The sequence below is a fragment of the Carnobacterium sp. TMP28 genome, from assembly GCF_047553015.1.
In the GTDB taxonomy this organism is placed as follows: Bacteria; Bacillota; Bacilli; order Lactobacillales; family Carnobacteriaceae; genus Carnobacterium_A.
This window is the reverse complement of the sequence record NZ_CP180212.1, coordinates 1,319,664-1,339,975: the sequence shown is the minus strand read 5'-3', so window position 1 is coordinate 1,339,975 and position 20,312 is coordinate 1,319,664. Positions and strand designations below refer to the sequence as shown.

Genomic DNA, 20,312 nt, shown 5'->3' with positions numbered 1-20,312 from the left:
TAGGTAAATGAACACTACAGAATTTATGCAAGCGGTAGATAAACAATTACTGAAGATGACCGACCAGGATAAGGTTGAATGGATGCGTGATTATGCAAGAACACAAATGGGGAATCAACGGGAAATTTTTTTAGAATCTTTAAGAACCCCAGTTATAGTTGAACAAGCTATTTCAATAAAAGAAATAGAAGAGTGGCTAGTTAAGGTAGAAGATCAAGAAGTTTATTTCACGAGCTTTTACGAAAATAATTGGGACAATCATTACGAAGATTATACTTATGTGGATGATTTTTCTATTGTAAAATATTTACTTAAAGCCTTTGAAATAGCTGAAGAGTTATTAAATAAGAGAGATTACCGTAAAGCGGCAGATTTGTATGATTGGTTATGCACCGTCCCTTTTTTTGTATATGATACAGAAAAAAAGGAATGGATTGATGATGAGCTAGATATGGAAAGATTAGTAGAAAGTCAGATGATACAAATTAATATAAGACAAATCTGTATAAATTTACTTTACGCTCACTATCAATCAACGGTAAAAGAAAAGAGAGCTTCCGTATTGTATCGATACTTATTATGGGAGATGTGCCAAGATATTACGATAGAGGAAATTTTTTCAGTAAGGCCTCAAGAAGTAAAAGATAGCGAAGAATTTCTAGTAGAATGGATTAACTTTTTGCAGAAAACGTCAGGAGATAGAGCGGGAAATTTATTAACTCAAGCGTATCTCTATCGGGGCGGAATCCAGTTACTCTGTGAATCAGCCGGAAAGAATAAAAATCGACACCCTATTTTATATGAAAAAGCATGCTTTTATCTTTACGAAGATAAGCAGTTTAGTGACTGTGAGAAATTAGGCTTAGAAGCACTAAATAATATAGCTGAAAGTAGATTAATACGTGCAAAAGTTGCCAATTTAGCAGCGAAAGCTTCTATTCAGTTAGATCATCTAGATAAGATAGAACAATTTTATGAAGCTGCTTTTTACTCAGAATCTAGTCTTATACATTATCTAAGACTACTTAAATTATCCAATAACGAAGAAAAAACGCATAAAGCTGCACTATTTGTAAAAAAATTACCAGATACTTTTTCGAAGAAATATTTTAATGGCAATACTCAATTAAATGAAAATTGGCTCAGTGATGATTCTAAACGATTGCTTCGTTTTTTTAATAAAGAATTTGATTTTATTTATACGTACTGTGAGGGAGAAAAAAATGACTTAAATTGGAATAATAGTCTCAAAGGGATAATAGTTCCTCTATTTTTTTTGATTTTAGATAAAAATAACGCAACCAGTAAGGCAAAGAAAGCTATTATCAAAAAATTAGCATCAAGGTTAAACTTTTACAGTAGTGAAAAAGAGAGAGAAGAGGATTATCTTGATTTATGGAAAAAAACCGTTAAATTAACTCCCGAACAAAGAGCGTTTTATCTGGTTTGGTTGAATCAAAAGATAGCCGCCCTTACAGACGTGATTGTAGGAGGTGGATATCGAAAACGTTACAGTACAGCTGCTGAATTAATTGTTTTATTGGGTGAAGTAGTAGAGTCTAATGGTACCCATGATGGAAAGTTTAAAGTGATAAACTGGTATAAAGAAACGTATTCTAGAAAAAGTGCTTTTAAAAATGAACTAGATAAAATAAGCTGAAAATTTAGTGATAAATCAGCTAGCTATCGAAATAGACAATTTTACTGTCATTCTTTTTAATCTGTCTATTTAGAGGGAAAAACAGACAACTTTAGTCTATCGTTGTGATGACTGGGCCAAAACGTAGGTAAAGTGGCAGAGTGAAAGGCAAAATTTGAGTAACTGGGAGTTTTTTTAGTCAAAATGGACGAGTTATATGATTTTGATTAGTAACTTGTCTGTAAATAATAGTTGATAGTAAATAATTCAGATAAATGAATACAACGTTAAATTGCGTATTTAACCTATGACAGCAAGTAAGTTAATAGGAGGTACGTGATGATTGACAGCAAAAGGTTAAAACCCATCTCACTAGTCATAATGGAGTCGCTTGAGCGAAGAACGACTTTATCAAGAAAACACACTCATTATTTGAAGGCGTTACAAAAAGGTTTTGAAGGCGAATTAGCCTTTGACCGCATGACAGAACAATTAGGTTTAGGCTGTATAGTTGTGAATGATTTATTTTTACAACCAAGCATGTCGAACGCTTTTCAAATCGATACGGTAGTAATAATAGGAGAGACTATTTATCTATATGAAATAAAAAATTACAGTGGTGACTATTATTATGGTTCAGAGATGCTTTTGAAGAAACCTGATTTTGAAGTGAGTAATCCATTGATTCAAGTTCAAAGTACTAAAAATAAATTAAAACTATTCTTGAAAGAACTCGGATATATCTTTGAAGTGAAGGCTTTCGTAGTTTACGTTCATCCAGAGTTCACCTTATTTCATGCACCTGAAGAAAAGATAATGATTCTACCGACTCAGTTAAAAAGCCATTTTACTGCTTTAAAAAATGAAATGTCAGCGATGAAAAAACCTCCTAAAAACTTTATAAAAAATTTCATGACATATAAAGGTAAACAGCCGGTATTTATCGAAGACATCCCTAACTATCAGTTTTCTGATCTTAAAAAAGGGATGAGATGCGAAAAATGTGGCGGATTTGAATTGAGTATTTATCGTCAAACCTATCAGTGTGATAATTGTAGCTATAAAAATACGGTTAATTCTGTAGTTTTAGCAAACATATTAGAGTATAAACAGCTATTTCCAACACATAAATTATCAACGCATATTGTCTATAGCTGGTGCAACGAAATGGTCTCAAAGAAGCGAATCAGAAGAGTCTTGAATGCACTTAGTAAAAATGAAAGTCACGAGTAGTGATAAAGCAAGGACTATTCAGACCAGTTCACACTCTTTAAGAGCCCACTTGTCTAACTAAACATAAAAAAGACGAGTGAGTAGAACTATCAGTGACACTTGTACAGAATAGCATGAGAGTAGACAAGTGGAGGGTTAAATAATCGGAACACGGCTGTATTTTTTGTGATTTGGACAAGTTTTAGTCTTTTCGCAGGTTAGTTGTCCGCGACTTAGTGACTAGTGCTGCTAGCAAGACTAAGTTCGTGAGTAGATAGTGTTTTGAGACTATTCGGACCAGTTCACATCCTTTAAGAGCCCACTTGTCTAATTAAATATAAAAAAGACGAGTGAGTAGAACTGTCAGTGACACTTGTCCAGAATGCCATGAGAGTAGACAAGTGGAGGGTTAAATGAACAGAACACGGCTGTATTTTTTGTGGTTTGGACAAGTCTCAGTTTTTTCGCAGGTTAGTTGTCCGCGACTTAGTAAAACTATCAATAGTTAAGTATAATTGTGAATTTAGTAGAGTAATTATTAAAGTTAGACTAATACTAAAAGGAGATAAAAATCATGTTAGAATTAGCTTAGAAAGTACCTACAAATGAATAAATTCACTAGTATATTTTAAAAATAAGGGGTATGATAAATCCACTAGAGGCTTGTACATCGCAGTTGAATGTAACCGCTTAATCTGGCGGTAGACCTTTATTTTTAGCTAAAAAATAAAATGAAAGGAGGTTAGAACATGAGGGAACTAGAACAATTCTCAGATTATTTTAGTGGGTATATAGAAGAAAAAGAAGTTGTCTTATATTATGCGGATACCCGAGAAATAGCCCATACTTATGAATTTGAAACAGAAGAAGAAGCAAAAAAATTCTATCAACTTTGTCTTAATGTTGCAGAGATAGCCGAAGAAGTACCTGAAAAAAAGCGAGCATCGGTACACCAGATTTTTATCAATGAGAGCTTGAAAAATGTTCAGTACAAAGCTACTACTTATCAATAAAGTTTTACGCAATCAGACCAAAAAATCCGAAACCCACTGTAGATAAGTGCGGGATCGGATTTTTTTGTATTAGAAAATAAAGAGATTACTTATTAAATCGAAAGCGAAAAGGTGGCTTTTTAAAAGTAGACATAATTTCTTCGATAAAGGGATTTTCTTCTCCTAGTACTTTTGTTAATAGTTCTTGAACTTTAAAATACACTAGATAATTCAAGAATTGTTGCAAAGAATGCGGTTCTAAGTAAATAGAAGTAGCTGTTTGCAATCTTTTTTGGATGACGTTCAGCTCTTTTTCTGCTGAAGGCAATTCGATTAAATTAAAGTCGGCCATTATTCGTTTTTTAAACAGTTGTTGAAGAGAGTAAAGATTGATGACGTGAACTAACTGCCTCTCATAGCCTTTTTTTCCTAGTTCAAGCGAGAATTCGTGCTGGTTTCGAAAATGCAAAAAAGTTAAGTTCGATTGATTGTTTTTAATCGCATGTACGACATGGTGCAAGGCATACCAACTAACAGGAGCGTTTGAAGGACCTTTTTCAGGAATATAAGCAATGGTATTGTATACATAAGGACAACACTTTTGAATACCGATGCTGCGTCCAATTAGTTTAACATAATGATAGGGCACCAGATTGGCTTCAAAATAGCGATTCATAATTTCTGTAGTCGTTTCTTTTGATTTAAGTGGCTCTTGGTTCAAATAGAAAATAAGACTATTGAAAGGCGAAGAAGGTAACTTACTAATGTCTTTGATGTAAATGACTTGATTCGTGATGACGATATGGTTGAATTCAATACAGTTATCAGCGATTTCTTGTAAGGCTGTTTTGGTAAAATGAAGCGATTTTTGCTGACCTTTCTGAGTGTATTCATGCGTCGATAGAAGGTTCTCACGCAGCAATCCATCATCATAAGCTAATTGCTGATTAACCTGATAATGCGACGAGTGATAAAACTCCTTTTCCCATGTTCTATACGTATCCATCGCTTGAAACTGATCAAAATCTCTTCCCATGCATCATTCCTCTTTCCTAATTAGACTAATAGAAAAAATAATAGTACAAGTGTATTGTAACCGATTTCACTAAAGAAATCTCATTTTTTTATTAGATGATAAAATTCTTATTATTTACTAATCTATTTTTAATTTAACGCTCTATGTCTACTACTAGATAGGTATTAGGGATAGAAGACTAATTTGTTTAGATGACCATTTTCTTTCAAATGAATTTAAAATAGGTCGTTTTTGCTTAATAAAACAGGTACTTTTTAGGCTGCATGTGAAAAAATAATTAAATAGGAGCATTTTGAATGCAAACTCAATAAATAAGTTTATTTCTACTAGTTTTGGCTCTCTTTGAGACGTTGTCACAATGCTATACAAACGATTATTCTATGAGTGTACAAGGCCTTGTAACACTTTATAAAGGAATGATCGAGATGATAAGAAAACTAGCTATTGAAAAGGAATCAGCTTTTTTTGACCGACATAGTCGGATTGTGTTTGGCGTATTAAAAAGAGAAGGAATAAAAAGGACTCACCCAGATTACGATGATTTTGTGCAGCAAGGGTTACTAAAATTAGTGGAAGCGTATGAGAATTTTCCTGAAGATCCAGAGGAAGAAGCCTTTATCTATCCTTTTGGTGGTTTTGCATTCAAAAAAATCCAATGGCATATTAGAGATTTGCGTCGAAAAGAATACCGTTTGTCTTCGAATGAATTGCCTTGGCCAGATATGATACAAGAAAACTACCCAGATAGACAGTCTCAGTTTGAAAATGAGTGTTTAATAATGGATTTATTTAAAGAAATGCTGGTGTATTTGACAAAAAAAGAGCAACTGTACTTAATAGATGCAGTCATTCATCGCCTAACGGTAACGGAGATTGCTAAAAAATATCAAGTTAGTCGTAAGACCATTTATCAATGGCGAAAAAGCATTGTGATAAAGCTAGATCCTTTTCTTGTGCAATTGAAAGCAACGAGGTAACACATAAAAAAACTAAAACGTTATTAAGGGTGTAAGCAGTCATGACAAACCTTACAAAAAATAAAACACAGGAGGCTACACATTATGGAAAAAGAATGGAATAAAGGGTCAATCGCAGTTCACTTCGAGGACGCGGTGAATGAAAAGATCGTTAAACGCAATTACTCAGATACAATTCAAGGCGTAACACCTGTACAAGTTGAAGGGTTTACCGCAGCACTAGAAACAATCACGATTCTACCAGCTTCATACACAGTGGTTGCTGAAGAATACCGCTACACACGCTAATCTCAAAAGAATGGCATAACAATCGATTTAAAAACTAAAGGAGGAAAAAAATAATGGCAAAATCACTAGAATTATTATTCAATACAAGTTTAGGCAAGGCAAAATCACTGAGTGTGGCAGATTCAATTCTTAACCTAACACCCGAAAAGGCAAAAGCAGCAATGGAATCTATTAGTGCCTTGAAATTGTTCCAAAGTGAAGGCGTTGACTTATGCGCAACAGTGGCTGGAGCACGCTACACTGAGCGAATTGTAGAAGACATCTTTGAAGTCTAATAAATAAGAGTAATGAAAACCTTCGTTGGTTAATAACCTGCGAAGGTTTTTTACTTTTCTCATATGAGGATCAGGAGTAAAGTTGAGATACTCCATTCCTTAATAGTAGATTTATGCAAAGAATGCTATTATTTGCTAAAACGAATTGTAAATCAAATTAAAGAAGAGTAAGATAGAGATTAAGAAAAGATGAGGAGGAGATTTTTTGACAATCAACACAGACCTATTAACGCAATTTAAAACGCGATTTGAAGGAAATCGTGAGAACCAAGTAATCAAAGGAGCCATTGCTAAAGTCGGAATCAATACAGCTTCTTTAGATAATGACTTACTTAGACGCCACCCTTTTTCTTTTTCACAAGAAACAAAACGTGGTGAAATAACCAATCAAGAATCAAGTGGTCGTTGCTGGATGTTTGCAGCCTTAAATACTGCTCGTGTTGGCACAATGGATCGCTTAAATGTTGAAACATTTGAATTTTCACAAAACTATACGTTATTCTGGGATAAGCTAGAAAAGACAAATTATTTCTTAGATAGTATTTTAGATACGCTAGATGAAGCGCAAAATTCAAGAATCGTGGCACACTTACTGAAAGATCCAATAGAAGACGGCGGACAATGGGATATGTTCTCTGGTATTCTAGAAAAGTATGGTGCTGTTCCAAAATCAGTGATGCCAGAAACATTCCATTCATCTCATACAGCTGTTTTAAATAAAGTGTTAACGGCAAAATTACGTGAGTTTGCAAGTGTCTTACGTGAAGGCCATAAAAATGGTGAGACAACAGAAGCATTAGCTGCTAAAAAAGAAGAAATGTTGTACTTTACCTATAATGTTCTAGTAAAAGCTCTTGGCGAAGTTCCTGAAGAATTTACCTATGATTACCGTGACAAAGACAACAAATTTCATCGCATTGCAAAAACTACTCCACAAGAATTCTTTAAGCAATACGTTGGTTGGGACTTAACAAGTTTAGTGAGTTTGTTGAATGCTCCAACGGAAGATAAACCTTATGGTAAAGCTTATACGGTTAAGTATTTAGGTACAGTAAAAGAGGGTCAACCGATTCGTTACATTAATACGCCTATTGAAGTCTTAAAAAACGCAGCAATCGATTCAATTAAAGCTGGCGAACCTGTCTGGTTTGGTTGTGATGTTGGACAAATGTCTGAACGTAAATCAGGTATTATGGATGAGAATGCTTATTTGTACGACTTAACGCTTGGTGAAGGTCTAAAAATGACTAAAGCCCAACGTCTAGATTATGGCGAGAGTTTATTAACTCATGCAATGGTTTTAGTCGGTGTTAACTTAGATGACAACGGTAAACCGTTAACTTGGAAAGTTGAAAACAGCTGGGGCGATAAGTCTGGTAAAAAAGGTGTATTCTCAATGAGCGACAAGTGGTTTGATGAGTACACTTATCAAGTAGCCGTAGATAAAAAATACGTTGCAGATAAGTGGTTAAAAGCTTTAGACGAACCAGTTATCGAATTAGAACCGTGGGACCCAATGGGTTCATTAGCACTGGTGAAATAAAAATTAAATTATTGATGAATTGAGGACTAGTGCAGCAGCTAGTTCTCTTTTTTGTATAAATAGTCGATATGATGATATAGATTAATACGCTAATATTATTATTTCTTTTGATAGCAACTTATGTAATTACAATAAAAATAAGTAAAAGGAAAAAAAAGAACTAAATGAATTGAAAATTATAATGGATTAATTAAAAAACGTGAACCAAACTGAGAACTAACTGAAAATGAATGAAATATATACCCAATTTTGTTATATACTTATATTTAACTGAATTGGGGGAGATATAGTGGAAAAGAACAGAGAGAGATTATTTATTGATGAATTAAAAACTCAAATTGAATTTGCTTTACTGTCGGTAAAAGAAGTAAATAAATTTCTGACAGCTTCAGACACTGAGTTCCCAAAGGATACGACACCGTTCTGGTTTAATGCTCAAAATCTTATCGTATACTCAGGTAATATATCAAAAATTTTATGGGGTGTTAATAGTAAGAATGAAAAAATAAATGAAATTAGAAAAAAAGAAAGAAAAATATTAAGAAAAAAATTAGGAGTCAGTGAAGAATCTATATTAAAGAAGAGATATTTAAGAAACGCTCTTGAACATATAGATGAGAAGCTTGAAGATTTTACAAAGAAACCTCAAATGATTATGAATAAGAATTTCGGACCAGTAAAAGGTATGGTTCAAATTGGTGAATCTATATACGATGTTTCTAAAGAAAGAAATTTAAGGCATTATGATCAGGATGAAAAGATGTATTATTTTTATGGTGAAAGTGTTAATCTTGAAGAATTATATAAAGGGATTCTACAATTAGACAAAAATATTAAAGAGTATGAGGTGATTAATGATGATTTTTATCGCTAAACCAGATTATGCAGAATATGAGATGGTATGCGAAGTTACTGTAGTTGCTGACTGCGAGAAAGAAGCTATTAATATAGCGGAAAGAAAAGATGCAGAAGTAAATGACTTTTTATTAATCGATATACTGCAAAAGTCGTCAGTAAAACCTATTGAAGAAAACTTTAAATGTGCTTTAAGTTCTTCAATCAATTGGTGAACCAAACTGCCGGTTACCTTTTTTAGATACATCTGTTATACTAAGGGGAAAAAGGTGGTTTTTAACATGACAGAAATGTATCAAAAATATTCTAAATTAGATAAAGAAAACAATGTAGCAGAAGTAACCTTTGAGGTTGAAAACAAAACTATTGCGATAATAAGGTTTGATTATAATTCTGATCAAACAACTTTTCATGGGGATATAAATAAATTTATAAAATTTGAAAGTAATGAAAAATATGGAGATTTTGTCGATTGTTATCGTGAACTAGGTAGATATTATTTATATAATAATTTTAAGAATATAGATTAAGCGAACCAAACTGCGAACTAGTTCAAACAAATAGTATATATTTCTAGATGTCTTCTTGGTTTAATGATAAGCTGAGATTATAAAATAATTAGTAGATTTGAGGACTAGTATGAAAGCTAGTTCTTTTTTTGTAGAAAAATTTATTTATCATTTCGCTGTTTTTTTTAGTTAAGTGGTGTATAGTATTTAGTAACGCATAACGCTTGTTTTACAGTGTTTATTCGTAAATGTTTAAATTAAAACAATGATAGAACTATATTTTAAAAAAGGAAGAAAATTATGAAAAATTGGTATAAAAAACAGATGACTGTCTTTTTTTCAGAAGAAGCAGGAATGACTCTTGTGGAACTTTTGGCTTCTATTTTACTCCTGTCATTAATTGTCACGACGTTTATGTCTTTTTTTATCCAAGCGGGTAAAACAAATAATCAGATTGATAATACAAATGAAGCAACATTTATTGCACAAGAAGCTATCGAATTATTGACCTATTACTCAAAGACCAAAAGTTTAGAAGAGTCATTGAGACTAATTGAGAACGAAAATGCTCAGATTAATTCTGGTTTTGAAGTTCAATCAAAAGTTTTAAAAAATCCAGAAGATACTCTCTACACGGGAACAATAACGGTTCTTAAGGAGGGGAAAATATATGCGAAAATGGAAACACGTCTTTCATTTGATACAGGAGAAGAAAGGGAAAATTAAGTTGAGAGATGAATCTGGAATGACTCTCATAGAGTTATTAGCCAGTATCCTCTTACTTTCAGTGGTGATATCTTTAGCAGGAGCGGTACATATGTTTGGACAAAAACAATACCTGACTCAATCAAGCTCTGCTATCCAGTCAAATGATTTTGCCTACACCTTATCTGTTATATCTAAAGAGATTCGCAGCAAGCCATTTGCTACTATAGAGGTGACAGAGTCTAAGGATGTTCTTTTGATTGATGATAGTGTAGTTTTTAGTCAGCAAGACTCGCAACTATTGAAAAATAATAATCAGATTTTAGCAGAAGATGTTGCCGATTTTATTGTCACTCTTGAACCTGATACTAAGAGCGCAACAGTTTTATTGAAAAGTCTATCAAAAAATAATAGCCAGTCAAAAGAATACCAAACCACTATTTATTTTAGAGAGTGAGTGAATGAGGTGAAAATTAAGCATCTCTTAAAAAAAGAAGAAGGCAGTGGCCTAGTTTTAACGTTGATGGTCCTTTCAGTGTTGTCTATATTGAGTCTTTCGATTGGAGCCTTGACAGTTGGGACTTATCGATTGAGTGGGGCTAATCGTGATGCTACTTCGGCCTATTATATAGCTGAGGCAGGAGCAACTGCAGCGTATGATGAAATCCAAAATGAGGTATTACGTGCGTATGATAATAATCAAACGCGAGATTCATTTTATAATCAAGTTTCGGCCATTTTAGCTTCAAAGAATGGAGACTCTACTGTTAATTTTGACTCGCAATTTGGGAGTGAGCCTACAGCAAAAATTCAAATAAATGAAGAGAATCCACAAAAATACACTATCTATTCTACTGGCTCGATAGATGGAAAAGAAAGAACCGTAAAAAAACAACTTACTACTACATGGGTCGAAAAAACAACTAGCGGTGGAGGATTGCCTGAAATCCTAGATAACGCAGCATTAATGACTCAAGGATTGGGACAAAGCAATGATGGCACAAAAACGATTGATATTTTCGGAAGCAGTAAATTGGTTGGAGATATCCATACCAATTCAATAGAAAGTGGTTCAATTAAGATTTCTGGAAATCCAAAGTTTATTGAAACAAAATTACATTACCCAAGCGAATTAACTCCAGTAGCTGCTAAAAACTTAATCATTAGAGAAAATAATGGGAATTGGCTCAAAAATCATATAGCCAGAGAGCAAGCTATCAATTTTGGAGCGTATCAAAGTCTATTAAATCAAGCTAAAGAAATTATATACAATCCAGCAGACTTTAAAGTCTTACCAGATAAAACCTTGGAAAATAACAATGGGAATACTTATAAAGTTCAAGATAACGGAAATCTTTTTGTGGACAATTATGTATTCAGCTCATATAAACTTGAGGTTAATAATAATATTTATTTCACTAAAATAATTGTTGCTCAAGATAAACTATTAGAAATTGATCCAATGGGAGGAAATCACACCATTTTAGTAGATGATTTAGCGGTTACGAATGGCAAGCTTGATATTATTGGAGAAGGAAGTATTACATTAGTAATAAAAAATCAGGTTAAATTTAGCCAAAAATCAGAAATTAATGTTCCAGGAACAAGCAATCAACTATCGTTTATTTACAAGGGATCTTCACCTAATTTTACTCATATTAACAAAATGAATGCTAATATTTTAGCTATAGGAAATAATAATGCTGTTCAAATGGGAAACACAACAATAAATGGGGTAGTGCTGACGGATAATAAATTTGTTTATTACGATGGTAGTAACCCTGGACAGCCTTCCAATATGGTTGTTATTGCCCCTAATGCAGCTGTTAGTTTAAGTGGTAGTTATGAATTAAATGGTACGGTCATTGCAAATACGTTTACTTTTGGTGGCAATGCAAGATTAACATATGCAAAAATTGACACAACAGGATTTCCTTTCGGTTCATCAAGACCCGTTACTGATCCAAATCCAGAGGATATTATAAATTCAGGAGTCATCATCGAAGACTAGTAGAAAGGTGCGAGAATGTGGCAAAATTCGAGAAGAAAAAATTAGGAGATTTGCTGAAAGAAGCAGGGCTTGTAACAGAATTGCAAATTATGGAAGCAATCAGCATGAAAAAAAAGGACCAAAAACTGGGTAATTTATTAGTTGATCAAGGATATATCACGGAGAAACAGTTATTAGATGCTTTAGAAATTAAGCTAAAGCTAGAAAGTGTTTCATTGTATCAATACCCAATTGACCCTTCTGTGCTAGACTTAGTAACAAAAGATTTTGCACGTTCAAAACTAGTACTTCCGATTAAAAAAGAGAATACTCGTTTAATTGTAGCGATGAATGATCCATTAGACTTTTATGCTATAGAAGAAATAGAGTTTTCTACTGGTTACGTTGTCCAACCAGTCATAGCAACACAAGATGATTTGCTGCAAACGATTAGCCGGTTATACGATTCAAAAGAAATAAATGTTGACCATATTGAAGGTGAAGATGCTCCTGCTGTAAGAATTTTCAATCAATTATTAGAAACAGGTGTATCTCTACGTGCGTCAGATATTCACTTAGATCAAACGGAACGACACGTTTCCGTTAGATACCGTGTAGACGGTTTACTTCGTAATGAGCGTCCTTTACCGAAATCTTTGATGAATTCCCTGGTTGCTCGCATCAAAATAATCGCTGGATTAGATGTTACGGAGACTCGTCTGCCTCAAGACGGCCGAATTAGTACGAATGCCTTGGGGAAAAGAGTGAATTTGAGAGTATCAACTTTGCCGACTATTTTTGGTGAGAAAGTTGTCATGCGTATTTTAGATATTTCTAATATGTTTCGAAAAGTAGAAGATATCGGCTTAGAAAAAGATATATTATTGGATTATCAAAAATTAATCGCCCAACCTTCAGGACTAATACTGCTAACGGGTCCTACAGGTTCTGGAAAAACGTCGACTCTTTATGGTTCCATCAATGAACTAAACCATCCTGAAAGCAACATCATCACCATCGAAGATCCGGTTGAATACCAAATTGAGGGTATAAATCAAGTTCAGGTTAATACACAAATTGGGCTGACATTTGCTCAAGGATTACGTTCAGTCTTACGTCAAGACCCGAATATCATTATGGTTGGAGAAATAAGAGACAAAGAAACAGCTGAAAATAGTGTGAGAGCAGCTTTAACGGGTCACTTAGTGTTTAGTACGCTACACACTAATAGTGCCATTGAAAGCATTCCTCGTTTACTAGATATGGGAATCGAATCGTACTTGATTGTATCTGCAATAAGCGGAGTTGTAGCACAACGTCTGGTCAAGACCATCTGTAAAGACTGTGCACAGACAAGAGAAGCCACGTTAGTCGAGAAAGAAATTTTTGAAAGACGCGGTCAAACAATCGATACAATTACGTTCGCTAAAGGATGTGATGTTTGCCGTCATACGGGCTATCGTGGACGAATGGCTATTCATGAACTCATTGTGATAACAGATGAGATAAAAGAATTGATGATGAATAAGGCTTCCATTCAAGAAATTAAACAACACATTAAAGAACAAGGTGTTCGTTTATTAGTTGATGATGGATTAATAAAAGTAAAAGCCGGAAAGACAACTCTAGAAGAAGTTTTACGGGTTGCTTCAATTAATGAATAAGGAGGCATTGATCATGGAACAATTAAATACACTATTAATCGATGCCTATAAAAAAAAAGCTTCTGATATTCATCTTGTAGTAGGGTCTTCACCAGTGTTTCGAGTGAATGGGAAGTTAATTCCCCAAAAACTAGCCTATCTTACAATAGACGATACAAAAAACTTTGCTAAAACGATTCTTACTCCAGAAAGGTGGGAGACGCTCGAACAAAAGAGAGAGATTGATTTTTCTTATGGAATAGCTGATACTGCTCGTTTTCGGGTAAACGTGTTTTATCAACGTAATACTCTTTCACTTGCATTCCGAATGATTTCAAATGAAATCCCTAGTGTAGAAAGTTTAGAATTACCGGCTATCACTAAAAAATTAGTCCAACAACCACACGGATTATTTTTGGTAACTGGTCCTACTGGAAGTGGGAAAAGTACTTCTTTAGCAGCTTTAATTGACTACGTAAATCAAACGATAAATCGACACATTATTACTTTGGAAGATCCGATTGAATATTTACATAAGCATAAGCAATCTATTATTGAACAAAGAGAAGTAGGATCAGATACTCTATCATTTAAAAATGGACTCCGAGCGAGTTTACGCCAGGATCCTGACATTATTTTTGTAGGAGAATTACGTGACATGGATACCATCTCCACGGCTATTACGGCATCTGAAACGGGACATTTAGTTCTAGGAACATTGCATACGTCAGATGCAGCTGGTAGTATTGAACGAATGATTGATGTATTTCCAGCAGGACAAAGGGAACAAGTCCGTTTGATGCTAGCGAATGTTTTAATAGGTATTTTGTCTCAGCGATTATTACCGAATAAAAAAGGCGATGGTCGTGTGGCAGCAACAGAGATGTTAATCAATAATCCAGCTATTAAAAACATGATAAGGGCTGAAAAAATGCATCAAATTCCTAATGTGTTACAAACGTCTGTTGATCAAGGCATGCATACGATGGAGATGAGTCTAATTAAACTTATTGAAGATGGAAAAATTCATCGACACCATTTGTACCCATAAAGTATAAAACCAAAAGGAGGGAAATAATGGCCGTTTTCGCTTATAAAGCTAAAACAAGAGATGGAAAATTATTGAAAGGGAAAATAGATAGTGGCAATAAAAAAGAAGCCCTCAATAAACTTAAACATATGGATTTGGTTGTCTTTGAAGTAGATAAGTTGAATACGGTTTTAAATAAAGACATTAGTTTTCGTTCTTCTTTAAAATCAAAAGACTTTGTCGTATTTTTAAGACAGTTTGCCTCTTTAATGAATGCTGGAATTCTATTGGTTGATGCTGTAGATCTTCTTTCTGTTCAAGCGACTAATATAGCATTGAAAGAGGCTTTAGAAGAGGTAGCTGAAGAAATAAGAGAAGGCGTTGCTTTGTCTGAAGCAATGGAAAAAAAGCCAAAAATATTTCCTAATCTGTTGATCCATATGATTCACTCAGCAGAAGTTAGTGGACGTCTAGAAGAAGTCTTGAAACAGATGGCAGATTATTATGAAAAACAACATCGAATCAAGCAGAAAATTAAAACAGCCATGACTTATCCGCTGGTTGTAAGTGTATTAGCTTTCTTTATTACTACGTTTTTATTGGTCTTCATTGTTCCGATATTTGGCGATATGTTTGCTTCAATGGGAAGCGATTTACCAATGATTACTCAAGTGGTATTGAAGATGAGTACTTTATTCCAACGTTATTGGTGGGCTGTGATTTTACTGGTTAGCGTATTAATAGCGGTTATTATTCAGCTCGGTAAAAAAGAACAAGTTGCTTATGTATTTGATGTCTTGCAGTTAAAAATACCGGTATTAGGAAACTTTCTACAAAAAACACTATTAGCTCGAATGACTCAGACTTTGAGTTCTTTGATTGGTAGTTCAGTTCCTATTTTGCAAGCTATTGAAGTGACCAGTCAAGTTGTGGGTAACCGGGTAGTTGAGAATGTGTTGCTACAAGCACAAAAAGATGTTGAAAATGGAGAATCATTAGCTAAATCAATGATAAATCATTGGTTTTTCCCACCACTTATCATTCAAATGATTCAAGTTGGAGAAACGAGTGGAGAGTTAGACGATATGCTAGAAAAAGTTTCAGAAATCTATGATCAAGAAGTTCAAGAAGCATCAGACAAGTTGCAAGTCTTGATTGAACCGATTATGATTATATTTCTTTCAGTTGTTGTAGGTGTAATCGTTCTATCAATTGTTGTGCCAATGTTTAGTATGTTTGAAACTTTTAATTAGTTAGTGTAAAAGGGCTTGTAAAAATACAACCTGTGTTATATGATGATTGAGCAATATACTTTTTATATAAAAAAATCTTAACGAAAATTAGTATAAAAAAGAAAATGGGGGAAAAGAGAATGAGAAATAAAATCAAACAATTAGTAAAAAAAGAAGGCGGCTTTACACTTATTGAGCTATTAGCAGTTATTGCCATTTTAGCTGTAATCGTGGCGATATCCATTCCATTGATTGGCAATGTCGTTCAAAAAGCTACAGATAGTACAGAAGAATCGCAAAAAGAATTAGTGATTGATGCTGCACGATTATATGATTTAGAAACACCTATTGGACCAGAGGGTGTTACGGTTACACAATTAATGGCAAAAGGTTTTTTAGAGTCTGATTTTGAAGGTACTACAGAGAAAGTAACTAAGACAACAGGTGATACAGGAGTGAAGTACGAAGCTACCCCTTGATAACAATAAATGGATAGTGTTACACCCATTCAAATACATAGAAAGACTCCTTTTAGGGGTCTTTCTTGCTTACTAGGAGTTTTTTTATGCATGCAGTCGTAACAGTTATTTTTTTTATCTATGGAGTGGTTTTCGGTTCTTTTTTTAATGTGGTGGGGTTACGGGTACCGAATGGGACGTTATTTGCTCAAACGCGTTCCTATTGTGATACATGCCAACGAACATTGACTTGGAAAGAATTGATTCCTGTCTGGTCTTTTTTGCACCAAAGAGGCAGATGCAAAAAATGTAAAGAGAACATTTCATCGCTCTATCCGATTATGGAATTGGCAACAGGTTTACTGGCAGCCATTACCTTTTATCAGTATGGTTGGAGTGAAAAAACATTACTAGGTCTAGTGTTAATTGCACTTATTATTCCGATTACAGTATCTGATATCGCTTACCGAAAAATTCCAAATAAGTTGCTTTTATTTTTTACACCTTTATTTATAGTAGTGCGTATTTTATATCCACAACCATCTCTTTGGATTTCTTTAGTAGGAGCTAGCTTAGCTTTTTGCTTGGTGTCTGCAATTATTTTTTTGTCAAATGGTGGAATGGGTGCAGGCGATTTAAAGTATTTTTCTTTATTAGGCTTTATTTTTGGGCCTCGTTTATTTTTGCTACTCTTTTTTTTAGCAACACTTTATGGAGCAATTATAGGCATGATTATGATGAAGATAACAAGGGGCAATCGTAAAATGACCATTCCTTTTGGTCCATACATTGGTCTTGCTGCACTAACTATTTTTTATTGTGGAGAAAAGATGATTCAGTGGTATTTGACTTTTTTCAATTGAGTAGAACAACTATCCTTTGTTTAGATAGGAGAGGAGGAACACTATGTTATTCAAAAAACAACCCTTGCTTTATTTGGAATTCCTAGAAAGGCGCATCCGTTATTTAGCGATAGACGCTCACTCTGGTAAAGTATTAGAAAAAAGCGAAATTTTATTTGACAATGATATTCTTCATGAAGAGAGAATTATTGATCCTGCATTACTTGAGAATCGATTGAACGCGTTAGTTACTGAAAAAAAATGGAAAAATGCACAAGCATCTATTCTTTTACCAGATAATTTTGTTATTGTACGTGAAGAAAAAGTGCCGATACAACTAGAACTTTCAGAAATTAAAGCTTATGTGGCTCTACATATGGGACAATCAATTCGTTCTCCGTTTAAAGAGACACGCTTTCATTTTGAGGTACTTGAAGTTAGTGATAAGGAACAGACTATTCTTTTGATGCTTTACCCGCAAGAAATCATTCTGCAATACGAATCCTTATTACAAAAAGTTTCTTTGAATCCTATTGTTGCCGATATTTCATCACTATGTTTGTATCGTATTATTAAGCAGCAAGGTGAATTACAACTAGCTGCTAATAAACATGTGATGGTACTCCAATGGAGCACAGTAAATAATACGATTATGATTTTTAATGAAGATTTACCTAAATTATCACGTCAATCGCGTTTAACTAGATTGATAGAATTATGGGATGTAAACTCAGATGGTGAACCGATTTGGAACGAAGATTATGAATCACTTGAAGAGGCAATTGCAGAAACACTTGACGTTTTAGAAAGATTACTAGAATTCTATCGTTATTCAGTAATGAACGGTGAGAGTGGAGTAACAGATATCTATTTAACAGGAGACTTTCCTAATTTGGAAAAAGTAAAAGAACAATTTTCTGAACGTTTTTTTCAACCAATACATATATTGGAAGTTTCAAATGACATTACTTCTAAATACTTGCCTTTATACGGTCTTGCGATGAAAGAAGAAAAAAAAGTAGTGCTATCTAAGAGTGTTAATAAGAAAAAAGAAAAGCGTGTTAGGAAAAAGCGTAAGGAGGGAAATAAATATGTTTGAAGTTAATTTTTTTGAAAAAAAACAGAAAAACTTTCTTCCCTATCTCCTTACTGGTATGTTTCTTTTTTTGCTTATTTTATTAGGTCTTTATTTTTTCTCAATGCAGGCACACTATACGAACACAGAAAAACAGAACAAAGAGTGGCTTCAAGCTGAACAAGAAAATTTGGACACTTCAAAAGAAATGCAAAAATATGTCCAACTTACGCAGAAAGCAGTTGAGAATAAAGTTGCTTTCAAAGCAAAACAATACCCTATAGCTTACGTAACGAAAGTTATCCTTGAACAAATTCCGGATGCAAAGCAACAGGTGACTATTTTTAATAAAAATGAATTGAATCAAGTCACTTTAATAGTAGAAGGTTTGACAACTAAAGAACTTGCTAATACGGTTGAAAAATTTAAAACAGTAGAATTTATCTCGGATGTTCATTTGATACGTATGGAGAATAAACTTGATGGAGCAGGATCAATCGTTGAACTATGGTTGGAAATTGATGAAACAACTATAGTGAAGGAGAATCTGTTATGAAGCTAAAATGGAATCGTCTATCATTTATACTAGTTTTTTTATTTGGAGTCATCATTTTAGGAATAGCCATATTCGGGCAGATAACCTATCTCAATCCAATTAAAGCAAGAGCGAATCTTACAACTCAGCAAGTGGAGAGACAAACCAATTTGGAAGCTGCTTATCCACCAAAAGCAGACTTACTAGAGGATTACAGACTAAAATATGAAAAAACGTGGTCATTTTTACCTGAAAGCGAAAGGGTCAGTCAAGAGTTGGTTGCTTTAGAGCGGCTTGCTACCAAACAAAACATCGAGATACAGCAGGTTGTGCGTGTGGGAGAACCTCAATCAATTGAAGGATTTGATGAAAGTTTTAAGAAAAGTAGCTATGAAGTTGACCTGACAGGCACCTCAGCAAAAAATATTCAAGCACTTATCGAAGAATTAGAAACACTAGATCGAGTATGGAATATTTATTCTTTTGGTTTTGAAAAGCTCGATGAGACGTCTTACACTGGTAAATTTACTTTTGAATTGTTTTATCATGTAGCAAATTTTGAGAAAACAGAGTGAAAAGCGACTAGCTTAAATAGAGGCAAACGAGGTGCTTTTTACACTTAAAATACCCCTACTACAAAATAGAAACTTAGTGTAATAGGGGTATTTTAGTTGGGAAAATGAATGTTTATTGGTTGCTTATTTTTTCAATTTTCACAATTCCTATACCAGCAATCTGAGGCGGTAAAGACAGTGTGACTGGTGCATATTCACCGAGTGTAACTTGAACGGTGTCCCCGTTTACTAGTTCGGACGGACGGATACGTTCACCTGATTGTTGATCCACTAAAGAGACTTCTTCGGTTAATAAGATCACTTCATCAAAAGAAGCGGCTTCTGTGGAGTCTAATGGAGTTAAGTCCGATACAAATAATCCATCAGTATGGGTTTCACCAAAATCGATGACCGTTCCAGAATAAAGAATGGTTTTGTCTTTTGTAGTATCTGTTTCACTACTACTTTCTTTTGGAGTTTCAACACCGCATCCAGCTAAAAAGGTGACAGCGATAAAGCTTACTATCCATTTTTTCATATTTATGCCTCTCTTCATCAAAATTTATACCGACTACTTTTCTAAAAAAATGGTTTAAAATGGTTCCATTGTATGATCAGAATAAATCGCTTTAATCCCTGACTCTGCTAGTAAGGAATGGACATCTTTTAGTTGTTTTTTTGTATAGATAAACCCTTCTTTAGCTAGAGTAGCATTTGGTGCGTCTTTACCGGTGGTACTAAAGTAAACTGTTCCATTTCTAGTCAAAGAGGCGGCAACAATGTACGCTGCTTTTATATCAGCTAGATTTAATGCCACTTGATTGGTAATCGTCCCTTTGATAAAGAGGGTATCTTGATCGATTTCTACTGTTTTTTTACTGAGCATTCCAAATGTGTAACAAGCCAATTTAATCGTCCCCTT

The 20,312-nt window shown here is 34.1% G+C and carries 24 protein-coding genes; 21 read left to right on the top strand and 3 right to left on the bottom strand.

The window, feature by feature from the left end:
* Positions 1 to 7 precede the first annotated feature (7 nt).
* The 3 genes from ACMHYH_RS06475 to ACMHYH_RS06465 all read left to right on the top strand — a co-directional run bounded on the left by ACMHYH_RS06475 (position 8) and on the right by ACMHYH_RS06465 (position 3,864).
* Positions 8 to 1,660, top strand: coding sequence for a hypothetical protein (locus tag ACMHYH_RS06475; RefSeq protein WP_414838594.1), 1,653 nt, complete (start codon positions 8 to 10; stop codon positions 1,658 to 1,660).
* Between the two features lie 318 nt (positions 1,661 to 1,978).
* The gene (locus tag ACMHYH_RS06470; RefSeq protein WP_414838593.1) at positions 1,979 to 2,872 is read left to right on the top strand and encodes an NERD domain-containing protein; all 894 of its coding nucleotides are present in this window, start codon (positions 1,979 to 1,981) and stop codon (positions 2,870 to 2,872) included.
* A gap of 728 nt (positions 2,873 to 3,600) precedes the next feature.
* A complete protein-coding gene (locus ACMHYH_RS06465) occupies positions 3,601 to 3,864 on the top strand; it encodes a hypothetical protein (protein WP_414838592.1) in 264 nt (87 codons plus the stop codon).
* Between the two features lie 85 nt (positions 3,865 to 3,949).
* Here ACMHYH_RS06465 and ACMHYH_RS06460 read toward each other — a convergent pair whose 3' ends face one another.
* Positions 3,950 to 4,879 (bottom strand): competence protein ComK, encoded by a 930-nt coding sequence (locus ACMHYH_RS06460; protein ID WP_414838591.1) that lies wholly within the window; start codon positions 4,877 to 4,879, stop codon positions 3,950 to 3,952.
* A 350-nt stretch (positions 4,880 to 5,229) separates the two neighbouring features.
* Here ACMHYH_RS06460 and ACMHYH_RS06455 point away from each other — a divergent pair, with 350 nt between their 5' ends.
* The 18 genes from ACMHYH_RS06455 (at position 5,230) to ACMHYH_RS06370 (ending at position 19,411) form a co-directional block, all read left to right on the top strand.
* On the top strand, positions 5,230 to 5,856 hold the full coding sequence (locus ACMHYH_RS06455) for a sigma-70 family RNA polymerase sigma factor (RefSeq protein WP_414838590.1): 627 nt from the start codon (positions 5,230 to 5,232) through the stop codon (positions 5,854 to 5,856).
* Positions 5,857 to 5,991: 135 nt separating this feature from the next.
* A complete protein-coding gene (locus ACMHYH_RS06450; RefSeq protein WP_414838589.1) occupies positions 5,992 to 6,144 on the top strand; it encodes a hypothetical protein in 153 nt (50 codons plus the stop codon).
* 53 nt (positions 6,145 to 6,197) lie between these two features.
* Positions 6,198 to 6,419, top strand: coding sequence for a DUF2922 domain-containing protein (locus ACMHYH_RS06445; protein ID WP_414838588.1), 222 nt, complete (start codon positions 6,198 to 6,200; stop codon positions 6,417 to 6,419).
* A 205-nt stretch (positions 6,420 to 6,624) separates the two neighbouring features.
* Positions 6,625 to 7,962, top strand: coding sequence for an aminopeptidase C (locus ACMHYH_RS06440; protein WP_414838587.1), 1,338 nt, complete (start codon positions 6,625 to 6,627; stop codon positions 7,960 to 7,962).
* Positions 7,963 to 8,251: 289 nt separating this feature from the next.
* Positions 8,252 to 8,836: a hypothetical protein gene (locus ACMHYH_RS06435; protein ID WP_414838586.1), complete on the top strand. Its 585-nt coding sequence runs from the start codon at positions 8,252 to 8,254 to the stop codon at positions 8,834 to 8,836.
* Entirely contained in the window at positions 8,820 to 9,032 is a 213-nt protein-coding gene (locus ACMHYH_RS06430; RefSeq protein WP_414838585.1) for a hypothetical protein, read from the top strand. Before ACMHYH_RS06435 ends, ACMHYH_RS06430 begins: the two co-directional genes overlap by 17 nt.
* A 66-nt stretch (positions 9,033 to 9,098) precedes the next feature.
* Complete coding sequence (locus ACMHYH_RS06425; protein WP_414838584.1) at positions 9,099 to 9,347, top strand: hypothetical protein; 249 nt, start codon at positions 9,099 to 9,101, stop codon at positions 9,345 to 9,347.
* A 279-nt stretch (positions 9,348 to 9,626) separates the two neighbouring features.
* Positions 9,627 to 10,052, top strand: a complete 426-nt coding sequence (locus ACMHYH_RS06420) for a hypothetical protein (protein WP_414838583.1) — start codon at positions 9,627 to 9,629, stop codon at positions 10,050 to 10,052.
* The gene (locus tag ACMHYH_RS06415) at positions 9,997 to 10,488 is read left to right on the top strand and encodes a PilW family protein (RefSeq protein WP_414838582.1); all 492 of its coding nucleotides are present in this window, start codon (positions 9,997 to 9,999) and stop codon (positions 10,486 to 10,488) included. The genes ACMHYH_RS06420 and ACMHYH_RS06415 overlap by 56 nt, the downstream gene beginning before the upstream one ends.
* Positions 10,489 to 10,497: 9 nt before the next feature.
* On the top strand, positions 10,498 to 12,042 hold the full coding sequence (locus ACMHYH_RS06410) for a hypothetical protein (protein WP_414838581.1): 1,545 nt from the start codon (positions 10,498 to 10,500) through the stop codon (positions 12,040 to 12,042).
* A gap of 17 nt (positions 12,043 to 12,059) precedes the next feature.
* On the top strand, positions 12,060 to 13,685 hold the full coding sequence (locus ACMHYH_RS06405) for a GspE/PulE family protein (RefSeq protein WP_414838580.1): 1,626 nt from the start codon (positions 12,060 to 12,062) through the stop codon (positions 13,683 to 13,685).
* 13 nt (positions 13,686 to 13,698) lie between these two features.
* Positions 13,699 to 14,715: a type IV pilus twitching motility protein PilT gene (locus tag ACMHYH_RS06400; protein WP_414838579.1), complete on the top strand. Its 1,017-nt coding sequence runs from the start codon at positions 13,699 to 13,701 to the stop codon at positions 14,713 to 14,715.
* Positions 14,716 to 14,741: 26 nt separating this feature from the next.
* Complete coding sequence (locus ACMHYH_RS06395) at positions 14,742 to 15,947, top strand: type II secretion system F family protein (protein WP_414838578.1); 1,206 nt, start codon at positions 14,742 to 14,744, stop codon at positions 15,945 to 15,947.
* 119 nt (positions 15,948 to 16,066) lie between these two features.
* Positions 16,067 to 16,405 (top strand): competence type IV pilus major pilin ComGC, encoded by a 339-nt coding sequence (locus ACMHYH_RS06390; protein WP_414838577.1) that lies wholly within the window; start codon positions 16,067 to 16,069, stop codon positions 16,403 to 16,405.
* Positions 16,406 to 16,491: 86 nt separating this feature from the next.
* Positions 16,492 to 17,247 (top strand): prepilin peptidase, encoded by a 756-nt coding sequence (locus ACMHYH_RS06385; RefSeq protein ID WP_414838576.1) that lies wholly within the window; start codon positions 16,492 to 16,494, stop codon positions 17,245 to 17,247.
* A 43-nt stretch (positions 17,248 to 17,290) separates the two neighbouring features.
* On the top strand, positions 17,291 to 18,325 hold the full coding sequence (pilM, locus tag ACMHYH_RS06380) for a type IV pilus biogenesis protein PilM (RefSeq protein ID WP_414838575.1): 1,035 nt from the start codon (positions 17,291 to 17,293) through the stop codon (positions 18,323 to 18,325).
* Positions 18,318 to 18,857 carry a hypothetical protein gene (locus ACMHYH_RS06375; protein ID WP_414838574.1) on the top strand — a complete coding sequence of 180 codons (540 nt, stop codon included), beginning with the start codon at positions 18,318 to 18,320 and terminating at the stop codon, positions 18,855 to 18,857. The genes pilM and ACMHYH_RS06375 overlap by 8 nt, the downstream gene beginning before the upstream one ends.
* Positions 18,854 to 19,411 (top strand): hypothetical protein, encoded by a 558-nt coding sequence (locus ACMHYH_RS06370; RefSeq protein WP_414838573.1) that lies wholly within the window; start codon positions 18,854 to 18,856, stop codon positions 19,409 to 19,411. The genes ACMHYH_RS06375 and ACMHYH_RS06370 overlap by 4 nt, the downstream gene beginning before the upstream one ends.
* Positions 19,412 to 19,523: 112 nt before the next feature.
* Here ACMHYH_RS06370 and ACMHYH_RS06365 read toward each other — a convergent pair whose 3' ends face one another.
* Both ACMHYH_RS06365 and ACMHYH_RS06360 read right to left on the bottom strand, forming a co-directional pair.
* Positions 19,524 to 19,928, bottom strand: coding sequence for a hypothetical protein (locus ACMHYH_RS06365; protein WP_414838572.1), 405 nt, complete (start codon positions 19,926 to 19,928; stop codon positions 19,524 to 19,526).
* Positions 19,929 to 19,982: 54 nt separating this feature from the next.
* A complete protein-coding gene (locus tag ACMHYH_RS06360; protein WP_414838571.1) occupies positions 19,983 to 20,297 on the bottom strand; it encodes a hypothetical protein in 315 nt (104 codons plus the stop codon).
* Positions 20,298 to 20,312 lie beyond the last annotated feature (15 nt).

What these genes read in the sequence shown, in the direction of transcription:
- ACMHYH_RS06425 (WP_414838584.1), top strand. Translation starts at nt 9,099, where the DNA reads ATGACAGAAATGTATCAAAAATATTCTAAATTAGATAAAGAAAACAAT.
- ACMHYH_RS06475 (WP_414838594.1), top strand. Translation starts at nt 8, where the DNA reads ATGAACACTACAGAATTTATGCAAGCGGTAGATAAACAATTACTGAAG.
- ACMHYH_RS06445 (WP_414838588.1), top strand. Translation starts at nt 6,198, where the DNA reads ATGGCAAAATCACTAGAATTATTATTCAATACAAGTTTAGGCAAGGCA.
- ACMHYH_RS06395 (WP_414838578.1), top strand. Translation starts at nt 14,742, where the DNA reads ATGGCCGTTTTCGCTTATAAAGCTAAAACAAGAGATGGAAAATTATTG.
- ACMHYH_RS06375 (WP_414838574.1), top strand. Translation starts at nt 18,318, where the DNA reads ATGTTTGAAGTTAATTTTTTTGAAAAAAAACAGAAAAACTTTCTTCCC.
- ACMHYH_RS06415 (WP_414838582.1), top strand. Translation starts at nt 9,997, where the DNA reads ATGCGAAAATGGAAACACGTCTTTCATTTGATACAGGAGAAGAAAGGG.
- ACMHYH_RS06370 (WP_414838573.1), top strand. Translation starts at nt 18,854, where the DNA reads ATGAAGCTAAAATGGAATCGTCTATCATTTATACTAGTTTTTTTATTT.
- ACMHYH_RS06470 (WP_414838593.1), top strand. Translation starts at nt 1,979, where the DNA reads ATGATTGACAGCAAAAGGTTAAAACCCATCTCACTAGTCATAATGGAG.
- ACMHYH_RS06390 (WP_414838577.1), top strand. Translation starts at nt 16,067, where the DNA reads ATGAGAAATAAAATCAAACAATTAGTAAAAAAAGAAGGCGGCTTTACA.
- ACMHYH_RS06400 (WP_414838579.1), top strand. Translation starts at nt 13,699, where the DNA reads ATGGAACAATTAAATACACTATTAATCGATGCCTATAAAAAAAAAGCT.
- pilM (WP_414838575.1), top strand. Translation starts at nt 17,291, where the DNA reads ATGTTATTCAAAAAACAACCCTTGCTTTATTTGGAATTCCTAGAAAGG.
- ACMHYH_RS06365 (WP_414838572.1), bottom strand. Translation starts at nt 19,928, where the DNA reads ATGAAAAAATGGATAGTAAGCTTTATCGCTGTCACCTTTTTAGCTGGA.
- ACMHYH_RS06465 (WP_414838592.1), top strand. Translation starts at nt 3,601, where the DNA reads ATGAGGGAACTAGAACAATTCTCAGATTATTTTAGTGGGTATATAGAA.
- ACMHYH_RS06385 (WP_414838576.1), top strand. Translation starts at nt 16,492, where the DNA reads ATGCATGCAGTCGTAACAGTTATTTTTTTTATCTATGGAGTGGTTTTC.
- ACMHYH_RS06420 (WP_414838583.1), top strand. Translation starts at nt 9,627, where the DNA reads ATGAAAAATTGGTATAAAAAACAGATGACTGTCTTTTTTTCAGAAGAA.
- ACMHYH_RS06460 (WP_414838591.1), bottom strand. Translation starts at nt 4,879, where the DNA reads ATGGGAAGAGATTTTGATCAGTTTCAAGCGATGGATACGTATAGAACA.
- ACMHYH_RS06430 (WP_414838585.1), top strand. Translation starts at nt 8,820, where the DNA reads ATGATTTTTATCGCTAAACCAGATTATGCAGAATATGAGATGGTATGC.